The organism is Oceanicaulis sp. (genome assembly GCF_965249665.1).
Taxonomy (GTDB): Bacteria; Pseudomonadota; Alphaproteobacteria; order Caulobacterales; family Maricaulaceae; genus Oceanicaulis.
On the sequence record NZ_OZ252247.1, the window covers coordinates 31,450 to 43,827 of the forward strand.

The 12,378-nt window shown below is 63.5% G+C and carries 11 protein-coding genes and 1 tRNA gene; 6 read left to right on the forward strand and 6 right to left on the reverse strand.

Features of this window, described 5'->3' with window-relative positions; translation table 11 throughout:
* Positions 1–67 precede the first annotated feature (67 nt).
* Positions 68–694, forward strand: a complete 627-nt coding sequence (locus ACP154_RS00160) for a nitroreductase family protein (protein ID WP_421857991.1) — start codon at positions 68–70, stop codon at positions 692–694.
* Positions 695–698: 4 nt separating this feature from the next.
* Here the strand turns inward: ACP154_RS00160 and rpiA are convergent, their stop codons facing one another.
* Genes rpiA through glmU form a run of 3 tightly spaced genes read right to left on the reverse strand, consistent with a single transcriptional unit; the run spans position 699 to position 4,239 of the window.
* Positions 699–1,406: a ribose-5-phosphate isomerase RpiA gene (rpiA, locus tag ACP154_RS00165; protein WP_421857989.1), complete on the reverse strand. Its 708-nt coding sequence runs from the start codon at positions 1,404–1,406 to the stop codon at positions 699–701.
* Positions 1,403–2,878, reverse strand: a complete 1,476-nt coding sequence (locus ACP154_RS00170; RefSeq protein ID WP_133723603.1) for an NAD-dependent succinate-semialdehyde dehydrogenase — start codon at positions 2,876–2,878, stop codon at positions 1,403–1,405. Before ACP154_RS00170 ends, rpiA begins: the two co-directional genes overlap by 4 nt.
* Positions 2,879–2,880: 2 nt before the next feature.
* Positions 2,881–4,239: a bifunctional UDP-N-acetylglucosamine diphosphorylase/glucosamine-1-phosphate N-acetyltransferase GlmU gene (gene glmU / locus ACP154_RS00175; protein WP_421857986.1), complete on the reverse strand. Its 1,359-nt coding sequence runs from the start codon at positions 4,237–4,239 to the stop codon at positions 2,881–2,883.
* A 148-nt stretch (positions 4,240–4,387) separates the two neighbouring features.
* On the opposite strand from glmU, the gene ACP154_RS00180 reads away from it, so the two are divergent.
* Entirely contained in the window at positions 4,388–5,083 is a 696-nt protein-coding gene (locus ACP154_RS00180; RefSeq protein WP_421857984.1) for an HAD hydrolase-like protein, read from the forward strand.
* On the opposite strand, the gene ACP154_RS00185 is transcribed toward ACP154_RS00180, so the two are convergent.
* Positions 5,080–5,298, reverse strand: coding sequence for a phosphoglycolate phosphatase (locus tag ACP154_RS00185; RefSeq protein ID WP_022701867.1), 219 nt, complete (start codon positions 5,296–5,298; stop codon positions 5,080–5,082). The genes ACP154_RS00180 and ACP154_RS00185 overlap by 4 nt on opposite strands.
* Before the next feature lie 293 nt (positions 5,299–5,591).
* Between ACP154_RS00185 and ACP154_RS00190 the strand changes: the two genes are divergently transcribed.
* The 4 genes from ACP154_RS00190 (at position 5,592) to ACP154_RS00205 (ending at position 9,573) form a co-directional block, all read left to right on the forward strand.
* Positions 5,592–5,666 (forward strand) — tRNA-Val (locus tag ACP154_RS00190).
* A gap of 180 nt (positions 5,667–5,846) precedes the next feature.
* Positions 5,847–6,896, forward strand: a complete 1,050-nt coding sequence (locus ACP154_RS00195) for an extracellular solute-binding protein (RefSeq protein WP_421857981.1) — start codon at positions 5,847–5,849, stop codon at positions 6,894–6,896.
* Positions 6,893–8,482 (forward strand): ABC transporter permease, encoded by a 1,590-nt coding sequence (locus ACP154_RS00200; protein ID WP_421857978.1) that lies wholly within the window; start codon positions 6,893–6,895, stop codon positions 8,480–8,482. The genes ACP154_RS00195 and ACP154_RS00200 overlap by 4 nt, the downstream gene beginning before the upstream one ends.
* A complete protein-coding gene (locus ACP154_RS00205; RefSeq protein ID WP_421857975.1) occupies positions 8,479–9,573 on the forward strand; it encodes an ABC transporter ATP-binding protein in 1,095 nt (364 codons plus the stop codon). The genes ACP154_RS00200 and ACP154_RS00205 overlap by 4 nt, the downstream gene beginning before the upstream one ends.
* On the opposite strand, the gene ACP154_RS00210 is transcribed toward ACP154_RS00205, so the two are convergent.
* Both ACP154_RS00210 and ACP154_RS00215 read right to left on the reverse strand, forming a co-directional pair.
* The gene (locus ACP154_RS00210) at positions 9,548–11,137 is read right to left on the reverse strand and encodes an ABC-F family ATP-binding cassette domain-containing protein (RefSeq protein ID WP_421857972.1); all 1,590 of its coding nucleotides are present in this window, start codon (positions 11,135–11,137) and stop codon (positions 9,548–9,550) included. The two genes, ACP154_RS00205 and ACP154_RS00210, sit on opposite strands and share 26 nt — an antisense overlap.
* Positions 11,138–11,275: 138 nt before the next feature.
* The gene (locus ACP154_RS00215; RefSeq protein ID WP_107711131.1) at positions 11,276–12,343 is read right to left on the reverse strand and encodes a Glu/Leu/Phe/Val dehydrogenase dimerization domain-containing protein; all 1,068 of its coding nucleotides are present in this window, start codon (positions 12,341–12,343) and stop codon (positions 11,276–11,278) included.
* Positions 12,344–12,378: the final 35 nt, after the last annotated feature.

Sequence of the window (12,378 nt, forward strand, 5' to 3'; positions counted from 1 at the left end):
TAGGCTACAACGTATAACGGCGTTTCACGTATACGGTCAAAATCCACTTACGATCCGAAGGCAGATAATGGCGTCTTTCCCCTCCCCCGACTTCCCCAATCCTGGCGACAGCCTGACCGCGCCCGCTCAGAATGCGGAGATGCTGACCCGTCTGGCGCGACGACGCTCAACCCTGGCCAAAGATCTGGGCGAGCCCGGTCCCAGCGCAGAGCAGATCGAGACGCTGATCCGGATTGGCGCGCGCACGCCAGATCATGGCAAGCTGTTTCCCTGGCGTTTCATCGTGTTTGAAGGCGAAGCACGCACCGTATTCAGTGAAAAACTTGAAGCGCGTTTTCGGGATCTCGAACCGGACGCGCCGGCCGAAAGACTGGAGTTGGAGCGCACGCGCTTTGAACGCGCGCCGCTGGTGATCGCCGTAGTGTCAGACACGGACGAGACTCACAAAATTCCTGAATGGGAGCAGGTCCTGTCCGCTGGCGCGGCCTGTCAGAACCTGCTCATAGCGGCGGGCGCCATGGGCTTCGGCGCGCAATGGCTGACCGAATGGTACGCCTATGACAAACCCATGAAAGCCGCACTGGGTCTGCAGCCCGGGGAACGCGTGGCGGGTTTCATCTATGTGGGCACGCCCCAGGTCGAGGCCGTCGAGCGCCCCCGCAAAGCCCCGCGGGTCAGCCGTTGGGAAGGGTGACGCCCTAAAGTTCCAGCACCCTCGCGCCCTCTTGCTCGCCGACGATGACGGCGCGAGCGAGATTGATGAACAGGCCGTGTTCCATCACACCGGGAATGGCGTTCAGGCGCGCCGCGACCTGTTCGGGATCCGCCAGGGCCTTACACGCGCAATCAAGAATGTAATGGCCGCCATCGGTGACGAACGGGTCATTGCCATCGCCCCGGCAGCGCAGCTTCACATCTGGTCGCACCACGCCAGCCGCCGTCAACGCGTCATAGACTTTCTTGGCGGTGATGGTGAAACCGAACGGATCCACCTCTACGGGCAGGGCGTAGGCGCCCAGCGACTCAACCAGCTTGGTCTCATCCACCACCACGACCATGAGGTCGGAGGCATGGGCGATGATCTTCTCGCGCAGCAGGCAACCGCCGCCGCCCTTGATCAGCCGGAAACGGCCATCCACCTCGTCGGCGCCGTCCACCGTGACGTCGATCTTGTCGGCCTGATCCACTTCGATCAGCGGCACGCCCGCTTCGCGTGCGACCCGCGCGGTGTTTTCAGACGTAGGCACGCCCTTGATATTGGTCAGCGAACCGCTTTCCAGCGCCGCGCCCAGCAGCCGCACAAAAATGTCTGCGGTCGACCCCGAGCCCAGGCCCAGCGTCATGCCGTCTTCGATGAACTCAAGCGCCGCTTCGGCGGCCCGTGTCTTGTCCTCGACCGCGCTCATTGATCCACTCCAGACAGCAGCACGAATTTCAGCTCGGTGAACTCTTCAACACCCCATTTGCCGCCCTCGCGGCCGATGCCGGATTCCTTGACGCCGCCGAACGGTGTGGCGGGTGAGCCCACCATCGGTGCGTTGACGCCGATCATGCCAAAATCAAGCGCTTCGGAAATGCGGTGCACCCGGCCCACATCGCGGGTGTAGAGATAAGCCGCCAAGCCAAACGGCGTTGAGTTGGCCAGCTCGATCATCTCGTCCTCAGTTTCCACGCGATAGACTGCGCAGACCGGGCCGAAGATTTCAAAACACGCCAGCTCCAGCTCGAAATCCGTGCCGCCCTCGATCAGGGTTGGCGCATAGAACGAGCCGCCCAGCTCATCCGCCAATGATTTGCCGCCGGTGTGGATGACCGCGCCGCGCTCTCTCGCGTTCTCAACCAGCTTGTCGACGCGGGCCACGGCCTCGTCATGGATCAGCGGACCGACCGTCACGCCTTCCGTCAATCCGTCGCCCACCTTGATCGCTTCAATGCGAGTTTTCAGCGCCGCGATCAGTTTATCGGCGATGGGAGCATGAGCGATGATCCGGTTAGCGGACACGCAGGTCTGCCCCGATGCGCGGAATTTTGACGCGATGACGCCGTCCGCCGCTTTTTCGATGTCCGCATCATCCATGATCAGGAAGGGCGCGTTGCCGCCCAGCTCCAGCGCCACGCGCTTCACGGTGCTGGACGCCTGCTTCATCAAGAGCTTGCCGACGGGTGTCGAGCCTGTGAACCCGACCATGCGCACGGTTTCAGACTGGGTGAACACATCGCCGATGGCCGGGGCGTCGCCAGTGATCACATTGAACACGCCATCAGGAATTCCCGCACGTTTCGCCAGCTCCGCCAGCGCCAGCGCAGACAGCGGTGTTTCCGGCGCCGGTTTGACCACTACGGTGCACCCCGCCGCCAGCGCCGGGGCGCATTTGCGGGTGATCATCGCCGAGGGGAAATTCCATGGCGTGATGCAAGCGACAACCCCGATGGGCTGATGGATCGTCCAGCCGCGCGACCCAGGGAACGGGGTCTGGATGGTTTCGCCATGGGCGCGTTTGGCCTCTTCCGCCGACCAGTCCACAAAGCCAGCGCCGTAGACCACTTCGCCGCGCGCTTCAGGAAAGGGCTTGCCCATTTCCGCCGTGATTAGATGTCCCAGATCGTCGGCGTGCTCAAGGATCAGGTCATGCCATTTCTTGACCAACGCCGTTCGTTCGAACACCGAAGTGGTCTTCCAGGTCTTGAACGCTTCGGCGGCGGCGGCGATGGCGTCTTCCGCGCCCTGGGCGCCCACATCGGTCATCTGCGCCAGCACGGCCCGGTTTGAGGGGCTGGTCACCTCGATCCAGGGCTTGCCCTCGACCCAGGCGCCATTGATGAAGGACTGGGTCTTGAACAGAGCCTTGTCCTTGAGGCGATCTAAAAGCTCGGTCATGGCTATCCCTTCTTGATCTTGTCTTTTTTGGCCGACATCGCGCGTCTGAAGCGCGCCGCCCACCCCTCTTTATTCATCTGCTTGGCGCGTGACACCGCCAATGCATCGTCCGGCACACTATCGGTGATCACACTGCCCGACCCGGTCATGGCGCCTTCGCCGATACTGACCGGCGCCACCAGTGACGAGTTAGAGCCAATAAACGCGCCCGCTCCGATCACCGTCTGATGCTTGAGAAAGCCGTCATAATTACAAGTGATCGTACCCGCGCCGATATTGGCCTTCGCACCGACCGTCGCATCCCCGATATAGGAGAGGTGGTTCGCTTTTGCGCCCTCCCCCAGCACCGCTTTTTTCACTTCGACGAAATTGCCGACCTTGGCGCCGGTTTTCAGCTCGGCGCCCGGACGCAGGCGGGCATAGGGGCCGACCTCGCAGCCGCCATGGACTTCAGCGCCTTCCAGATGGGAATATGCGCGAATTCGGGCGCCGGATTTGACCCTCACGCCGGGGCCGAACACCACATGAGGCTCGATCACCACATCGTTCTCAATCACCGTGTCATGGCTGAAAAAGACGGTCTCGGGCGCGATCAGGGTCACCCCCTCGACCATGGCGCTGTGCCGGGCGCGCGCCTGAAAGGCGGCTTCTGCATCGGCGAGGTCCACGCGCGAGTTCACGCCCAGCACTTCATCTGCATCCGCTTTCACCGCTTTTGCAGGCAGGCCACGCCCGCGCGCCAGCCCCACAAGATCGGTGAGGTAATATTCACCGCTGGCGTTCTCGTTCGTCACTTCGCCCAACAGCTCAAACATGAGTGCGGCGGGCATCGCCAGGACGCCGGAATTGCACAGATGCACCTTCAGCTCTTCTTCGCTGGCGTCCTTGGCCTCGACAATCGCCTCAAGCCCGCCTGAGGCGTTCTCGATCAGACGGCCATAACCGCCCGGCGCGTCCGGCTCGAATCCCAGAACCGATACCGCCGCGCCGTCACCAAGCGCATCAAACACCCGCTCAACGGTTTCAGGCTGGATCAGCGGCGTATCGGCGTAGAGCACGATCACATCGCCATCAAAGCTTCCCAGCGCGTCTTGCGCCTGCTGCACGGCGTGGCCGGTGCCCTGGGGCGGGTCTTGCAGGGCTGTCTCGGCGCCCGCCGCTTCGGCTTGGGCCTTCACAGCCGGCGCATGCGCACCCCAAACCACCACTTTGCGCTCCGCCTTCACCGCATCCGCCAGCGCCAGCGACCAATCGAGCATAGAGCGCCCGGCTATGGCGTGGAGCGGCTTGGCCATCTCAGATTTCATGCGCTTGCCATGACCGGCGGCGAGAATGATGGCGGCGCGGGGACGAGAAGACATGAGCCGGGCTCCAAAATGACAAAGGTCCGCGAGGTGCGGAATCTGCAGCGTTTTTCACGTCTGAGCGCTATAGCCTATCAAGCTGCAAGACGCGACCGCACAGACGCGTCACATTCGCTGATGTATCTGAAACCCAATGTGAGAGCCCATGCACACCACTCTGAACGGCGCCCGGATCGCCTTTGACCTTGACGGAACCCTGGTGGACACGGCGCCAGATCTGGTGCGAGCCCTCAATGAAAGCGTCACGCCTCTGGGCTTTGATCCAGTCCCGGTCGAGGCCGTTCGCGCCATGGTCGGGCGCGGCGCCCGGGCGCTCATCCGCCGCGCTTTCGTCCGGGAGGGGCGTCCCGAGCCCCATGAAGACCTGGTGGAAGACCGGCTCGAGGTGTTCATGGACGCCTATAGAGCCGACATCGCGCGGCACTCACGCCCCTTTGAGGGGGTCGAAGCGGTGCTTGATTCGCTGACCGAGGCCGGGGCGCGTCTGTCGGTGTGCACCAACAAGCCCACGCAATTGGCGATTCCCTTGCTGGACGCTTTGAACATGCGGAGCCGATTCGAAAGAGTGATCGGGCCGGAAGACGCCCCCGCGAAGAAGCCTGACGCCTCGCACCTGATCGTCGCCATGGGCGGAGAGCCCATCGATCATGCTTGCGTGCTTGTGGGGGATTCAGAGCCCGACGCGCAGGCGGCTAGAGCGGCGGGCGCGGGATGCGTGATTTTCGAGGGCGGTTATAGCGAAAAGCCGGCCCGCACGCTGGGTGCGGACCGGCTTTTTGATGCGTATGGCGTGTTGCCCGACCTGTTGGCCGAGTTGATCGTCACACGTAAAGGCGCTTAGGCGCTGCGACGCTCGGAGGAGCGATCGTTCGCCGGACGCGGCATGCCGTTGACCATGTTGGACCGCACATCGGTGCGCGCCGAACGCATGGCCGGCATGAAGCCGGCTTCGGTCAGTTCGATGTTCACGTCGTAGCCGCGCTCTTTCCAGTATGCTTCGATACGTTCTTTGAGGCGGAGCGCACCTTCACGGGTGCAGAAGTCATTGGTGGCCATGGGGGAGAAACCTCCTTCAAACACGCGCAGCAGCTCGCGTGCGTAGGGTTCATTATCATTTGGATTTGTTAGCTGCAGACTGAGACAGCCTTGCAGCGAGACGCGGGTCTATAAGTGATATTTCTTCTTGACGAAAGTATGACGGACCATTTTTTCGAAAAAAAATTATGCAACCGAGGAATTTCTGTCACTTAGCAGAAGCCCGGCTGCGCCCGTTCTGCATCAAGTCTGCGTTTCCTGCGCCCGCACGCTTGACCCTGTTGAGTCCCCGGCATAAAACCCGCGCCTCTTGAGGGCGATTAGCTCAGCGGTAGAGCACTTCGTTCACACCGAAGGGGTCACTAGTTCGATCCTAGTATCGCCCACCAATATGCCTGAAGAGGCGCGAACCCCGGCTCGATCGAGTCGGGGTTTTTGCTGTTTGGCGTCAGAATCTGAAACTGCGGCTGGCCGCCGCACTTGCGAAACGTTCTCAGAAATGGCAGTGAAAGGCTTCCCCGGACCTTACAGGCCGCTCTATCGCCCGATCCCAGCACCAAGGACACGTCATGAAATTCGCCTCAGCCTGCTCAAGCCTTCTTGCCGGACTGGTCAGCTTGACAGTCCTGGGCGCTTGCAGCCCGTCAGGGTCCGCTGACGGCGATGTCGTCAATGTCTACACCGCCCGCCATTATTCGTCTGACGATGCGATCTATGCCGGCTTCACAGAAGAAACCGGCATAGCGGTCAATGTCATTGAAGCGCCAGGAGATTTGCTGATCGAGCGCGTGCGCGCCGATGGCGACCGCTCCCAGGCCGACGTCGTGATCACGGTGGATGCAGGCCGCCTCTGGCGTGCCGATGAAGCAGGCCTGTTCCAGCCAGCCCCTGAGCTTGCAGAGACCCTTGAGGCCGTTCCCGCCAATCTGCGTCAGCCTGATGGCGACTGGTTCGGCTTCGCCAGCCGGGTCCGCGTCATCGCCTACGCCAAAGATCGCGTGGATCCGTCCCTGATCAGTACGTTCAGCGATCTGTCGACACCGGAATGGGCGGGACGCATCTGCGTGCGTTCGTCCAACAATGTCTATAACCAGTCTTTGCTCGCAGCCATGATAGCCCAGCAAGGCGCAGAGGCCGCAGAGGCCTGGGCTGAAGGCGTTGTCAGCAATCTGGCCCGCCCCCCGCAGGGCGGCGACACCGACCAGATCCGCGCCGTGGCCGCGCGCGAGTGCGATGTGGCGATCGTGAACCACTATTATCTCGCCCGACTGATGCGCTCTGAGGACCCCGGCGACCAGGACGTCGCAAACCAGATCGGCGTCATCTTCGCCGACCTTGAAGACGGCGGCGCCCACGTCAATGTGTCGGGCGCTGGCCTGGCCGCCAATGCGCCGCATCGTGAAAACGCCATCGCGTTTCTTCGCTATCTTCTGACAGAAGACTCCCAGCGCGCTTTCGCCGAGCTGACCAACGAATATCCGGTCATCGCGAGCGTCGCTTATGACAATGACGTTCTGGACGCGTTTGGCGACTATGAATCAGATGATGTGAACGTAGATGCACTTGGCGAAAACGCCGGTGAAGCCCAGCGAATCTTCGACCGTGTCGGCTGGCCGTGATCGCAGGACGCGCCCAGTTTAATCCGGTCAGGCCCGCCATCATCGCCGCTCTGATCTGCGCCGCACCGCTTCTGGCGGTCGCGGCGCTTGGCGTTTTTGGCCCCTGGACCGATTACATGGCGCACATCGCGCGCACGCGCCTGCCCGCCTATCTGGGACATACGGCTCTGGTGACGGGTGTCGCGGCGCTGAGCGCGGGCCTGATCGGCGTACCGCTGGCCTGGCTGGTGTCGCGGTATCGTTTTTTTGCGCGTTCGGTCTTTGAATGGTTGCTGGCCCTACCCCTTGCGGCTCCCGCTTATGCTTCCGCGTATGCCTGGTATGACCTGACCCAACCCGGCGGCCCCGCCGACTGGTTGCCCACGGTGCGCGGCCCGATCGGCGCCGGACTGATCTTCGGGTTCGCCCTTTACCCCTACGTGTATCTTCTGGCGCGAGAAGCCTTCGCGGGTCAGTCCGCTGACGCCTATGAAGCCGCCCGCACCCTGGGCGCCAAGCCGCGTGAAGCCTTTCTGCGCGCCGCCATTCCCATGGCCCGCCCCGCCATCGCCGCCGGGCTGGCGCTGGTGGTGATGGAAAGCCTCGCCGATTATGGCGCGGTGGTGCATCTGGGCGCACCGACCCTGTCTGTGGGCCTGATCCGTGCCTGGGCGGGCGAAGGCGCCATCGCCGACGCGGCGCGTCTGGCGCTGATCCTTGTGATGATAGCGTTTGTATTGTTCGCGCTGGAACGCAGCCAGCGCCACCGCGCACGCCAGACCACCGCCTCCGGGCGTCGGCGCCCGCCCCGGCGCATGGATCTCGATCCGACGCGAGCCGCACTGGTCATACTGGCCTGCCTGACCCCCGTCCTGATTGGCCTGATCATTCCTCTGGCGCGTCTCGGCTATCGCGCCCTGCACGCCCCGGTCGCGCGCGACCTCATCCAGGCGGCGACCCATTCGCTGACCCTCGCCCTGGCCTCCGGACTGGCGGCTGCGGTTCTGGGACTGGCCTGCGCCTACGCCCTACGCAGCCGAAAGCCTGCGGCCGTCGCTGCGGCGCGTCTGGCGGGGCTGGGATACGCCGTACCCGGCTCGGTCGCCGCCCTGGGGGTTCTGGTGCTGTTGGGCGGCCTGCAATCCGGCCTCGACAGCGGCTGGACAGCGATCACCGGCGCACAGTTTCCTATTCTGCTCTCTGGCGGGGTGATCGCCCTGATCTTTGCGTATCAATCACGCTTTGCAGCAGCGGCCATCGGACCGTCCGAGAGCGCCTTGCAACGGGTCACGCCCACATTGGACATGGCCGCACGCACTTTGGGGGCCGGTCCGGGTGAGACCGCCTGGCGCGTGCATCGCCCTCTGGTAATGTCTGGATCGCTTCTGGCCGCCCTTCTGGTGTTCGTCGAAGTGCTCAAGGAATTGCCCGCCACCATGATCCTGCGACCGTTCAACTATGACACGCTGGCGGTGATCGCACACAATTACGCGTCTGATGAACGACTGGGCGAAGCGGCTCTGCCTGCGCTATTGATCACTTTGATCGCCCTGCCGCCGATGATCTGGATCGCCCGCCGCATCACCCGGCAGGAAGCCGCCCGATGACTGTGAGCCCGCCTGACATGACCGCCGTCAAACTTGATGATCGCCTGCTGGAAGTCTCCGGCGCCCTGGTGCGGTTCGCGCCGGGCCGGCCTGCCGTGGATGGGGTGGAGCTGACCTTGACCTGCGGGCGGGTGACGGCGCTTTTGGGGCCTTCAGGCTCCGGCAAGTCCACTTTGTTGCGCGCCATCGCCGGTCTGGAGCCGCTGGATTCCGGTGAAATCCGGTTTGAGAACCATCTGTGGAGCGCCCAAGGCCTGCACAAACCGCCTGAAGACCGGCGCTGCGGCGTGGTGTTTCAGGATTATGCGTTGTTCCCGCATCTGACCGCGCTCGACAATGTGGCGTTCGGTCTGCGTGAGGGCTCGAAAGCCGAGCGCCGCCAGATCGCCCTCAACCGCCTTGAAGCAGTCGAGCTGAGCCATCGCGCCAAGGCCTACCCCCATGAGCTGTCAGGCGGCGAGCAGCAGCGTGTGGCGCTGGCGCGCGCGCTGGCGATCAAGCCCGATGTGATGTTGCTGGACGAGCCGTTCTCCGGGCTCGACCGCCGTCTGCGCTCTGAGCTGCGCGGAGCCACAGCCGATGCGTTGCGCCAGTCGGAAGCGGCGACCCTGATCGTTACCCATGACGCGGAAGAAGCGCTCGAGCTGGCGGATTCCATCGCCTTGATGAATGAAGGCCGGATCATCCAGACGGGCGCGCCGGACACGCTGTACATGAAACCCAATTCGCTCACCGCTGCGCGCCTTTTGGGCGATGTGGGCGTGTTTGAAGCGGATATACGTGACGGCGCCGCGCACACAGTGCTGGGCCAATATCCCGCGCACGATCTCTCTGACAGCGACCCGGCCTTGCTTCTGGTCCGTCCTGAAGGCGTCAAACTGGGCCGGGCGGACGCCGACGGCGCCCTGGCGATGATCACCCAGCGCCGGGTCAGTTCGGGCTATGCGCGCCTGATCTGCCGGCTCGAGACCGGTCAGATGCTGGAGGCCCGCGCCAGCCTGAAAGAAAACCACCGGGTCGGCGACGCCGTCAGGCTCAGCGTCGAGCCCGCCTTCGCCCATCTGGTCAAAGCCGACCCCGATCAAGACTGAGCGTTTGGTCGAGATTAATCGCCTCCAGAAACGCCTTGTCATGGCTGACGGCCAGGATCGCGCCCTCAAATCTTTTCAGCGCGTCCTCCAGCGCTTCCACCGCCTCGATATCGAGATGATTGGTGGGCTCGTCCAGCAAGATCAGCTCGGGCGGGACGCCGCCCATAACGCCCGCCAGCCCGGCCCGCAGCCTCTCCCCGCCGCTCAGAACTGACACAGATTTGTCGGCTTGGACGTTGCGCAGACCCAATTGCGCCAGCGCGGCATAGGCGGCGTTGACCGACAGGTTCGGATCCCGCGCCCGCAGCGCTTCGACCACGCTCAGGCCCGGATCGAGATCGCTCACGGTCTGGTCCAGCCGCGCTATTCGCCCCGTCGTCCGCCGGATCTCGCCTGCGCGCGGCGTCACCAGCCCTTGCGCCAGTCTCAACACGGTCGTCTTGCCCGCCCCGTTGGGGCCCGAGAGCGCCAGACGCATCCCGCCCGTGATCGTAAAGCTCAAGCGATCAATCAGCGGAGTTTCGTCATAACTGAAACTGACGCCGTCAAACGCCAATACCGTGCGGCCTTGCGGACTGTCGGCGCCCTGAGCCCGGATATTGAGCTTCGAGCTGCGGTGACGCTGGTCACGCACCGCCTCGAGCTTCGCCTCGGCGTCCGAAACCCGTTTGTCCCGGACGGCGGCCAGACGCGCCGCCGTGCTTTCACTGCGCGCTTTCCTGGCGTCCAGCAGCACTTTGGCGTTGCTGCCATCTATGCGCTGGCTTTTCCCTGATCGCGCCCGGCGCTCCAATCGCGCCTGCGCCTCAAGAGCGGCGCGTTTGACCTGACGCGCACTCGCTTCAGCGCGCTCATGTTCAGCCTCCGCCCGCGCTCGCGCCGCGTCGCGATGAGCGGCGAACTCCGACCAGCCCCCGCCAAACACAGACCAGCCCGGCCCTTCCAGGGCGACAATCCGGTCCACACGCTCCAGGAGCGCGCGATCATGGCTGACGATCACGAGCGCGCCCGGCCAGTCCGCCATGATCTGATGCACCGCGTCCCGGCCCTCGACGTCGAGATTGTTGGTGGGTTCGTCCATGAGCAGAACATCAGGCGCGTCCAGCATCGCCCGCGCCAACGCCAGACGCGCGCGCTGGCCGCCTGAAAGCGATGCGAGCGGCGTATCTAGAGGCATGGCGCCAAGCCCCGCTGTCTCCAGAGCCGCCGTCACACGCGCGTCCAGCGTCCAGTCTGCAAGGGCGAAGTCGGCCTCATCGCCCTCACCGGCCAGAATACGGGACAGACGGGCCAGGTCTTCACTGACGCCAAGGCCTGTCGCCAGATTCCCGACAGCGTCCGGACCTGACTGTTCAAGCCAGCCGACACGGCCATGAGCCAGCACCTGACCGCTCGAAGGGGGCAACGCGCCAGCAAGCACCTTGAGCAAGGTTGATTTTCCCGCCCCGTTCAGGCCAACCACGCCCGTGACCTCACAGCCAAAGCTCAGCGTGAAGTCCTCTAACAGGAGGTGATGATCAGGCGTGCGAAGGGTGAGTGAGTTTGCAGATAACAAGGCGGACATGACGGACTCCAGACAAGGTTGCGCAAGGGGCGGAACGGGTCTGGAGCTTCATGGGCCTTGATCCTTCAATGCAAAACGGCGGCCTGCTTACAGGCCGCCGCTTCACAATTCAAGTATCTTCCAGGACAGAAAGCGCGCTTATTCGGCCGCAAGCGCTTTCTGTTCTGCGGCGTCAGCCAGGCGTTGGCGCGCCAGCTCGTCAGCGACAATGTTCGCCGGACGATCCTCGCGAGCGGCCGTATCCATGATCTCCCCGAGCGTCGCTTTCAGGGTCACAAGCTTGCCTTCAACCCATTTGGCGTCAAAGCGCGCGTCCAGCTCGCCCATCACATTGATGATGCCGCCGGCATTGATGACGTAATCAGGGGCGTAGAAGATGCCGCGTTTTTGCAGCTCGGCGCCCATGTCGCGGGTTTCCAGCTGGTTGTTGGCGGCGCCCGCCACCACTTTGACCTTCAGGCGGTCAATGGTTTCAGGGTTGATGATCGCGCCCAGAGCACACGGGGTGAAGATGTCCGCATCCACGTCGTAGATGGCGTTAGGATCTTCAACCACGGTCGCGCCCAGCTCCTTGGCGAGCGCGTGCAGCTCGGCGGCGCGAATGTCTGCCAGATGCAGTTCGGCGCCGGCTTCGGCCAGATGACGGCACAGATAAGCGCCCACATGGCCGGTCGCGCCTTGCACGGCGATTTTCACGCCATTGAGGTCTTCAGAGCCCAGACCGCGGGCCGCAGCGGCCTGAATGCCCATGAACACGCCCTTGGCGGTGACCGGCGACGGATCACCCGTGCCGTCGGGCAGGCCCACAACATGGCGCGTGGTGCGACGCGCAGCGACCATGTCGTCCGGCGACACGCCCACATCCTCAGCGGAGATGTACTGGCCATTGAGGCTTTCCAGCGCACGGCCAAAAGCTTCAAACAAAGCCTCGCGGTCGAAATCGCCTTCGGGGCGCATGATCACGGATTTGCCGCCGCCAATGGGCAGGTCCGCCATGATGTTCTTGTAGCTCATGCCCTGGGACAGGCGCAGCACGTCGGTCACCGCCTCGGCAGAAGACGGATAAGACCACATGCGGCAACCGCCCACGGCCGGGCCGCGTGCGGTGGAGTGCACCGCCAGGATGGCCTTCAGCCCTGTCGCCGGATCCGTGGCGAACAGAACCTTCTCGTGATTATCAAACGCTGTGTGCTCGAACAGGCTCATGAGCGGGGAGTCCTTCCTGTCGCGATACGAATAAA

Excerpts from the sequence above, each read along its gene's own strand:
- ACP154_RS00160 (WP_421857991.1), top strand. The coding sequence starts at position 68 with ATGGCGTCTTTCCCCTCCCCCGACTTCCCCAATCCTGGCGACAGCCTG.
- rpiA (WP_421857989.1), bottom strand. The coding sequence starts at position 1,406 with ATGAGCGCGGTCGAGGACAAGACACGGGCCGCCGAAGCGGCGCTTGAG.
- ACP154_RS00170 (WP_133723603.1), bottom strand. The coding sequence starts at position 2,878 with ATGACCGAGCTTTTAGATCGCCTCAAGGACAAGGCTCTGTTCAAGACC.
- glmU (WP_421857986.1), bottom strand. The coding sequence starts at position 4,239 with ATGTCTTCTCGTCCCCGCGCCGCCATCATTCTCGCCGCCGGTCATGGC.
- ACP154_RS00180 (WP_421857984.1), top strand. The coding sequence starts at position 4,388 with ATGCACACCACTCTGAACGGCGCCCGGATCGCCTTTGACCTTGACGGA.
- ACP154_RS00185 (WP_022701867.1), bottom strand. The coding sequence starts at position 5,298 with ATGGCCACCAATGACTTCTGCACCCGTGAAGGTGCGCTCCGCCTCAAA.
- ACP154_RS00195 (WP_421857981.1), top strand. The coding sequence starts at position 5,847 with ATGAAATTCGCCTCAGCCTGCTCAAGCCTTCTTGCCGGACTGGTCAGC.
- ACP154_RS00205 (WP_421857975.1), top strand. The coding sequence starts at position 8,479 with ATGACTGTGAGCCCGCCTGACATGACCGCCGTCAAACTTGATGATCGC.
- ACP154_RS00210 (WP_421857972.1), bottom strand. The coding sequence starts at position 11,137 with ATGTCCGCCTTGTTATCTGCAAACTCACTCACCCTTCGCACGCCTGAT.
- ACP154_RS00215 (WP_107711131.1), bottom strand. The coding sequence starts at position 12,343 with ATGAGCCTGTTCGAGCACACAGCGTTTGATAATCACGAGAAGGTTCTG.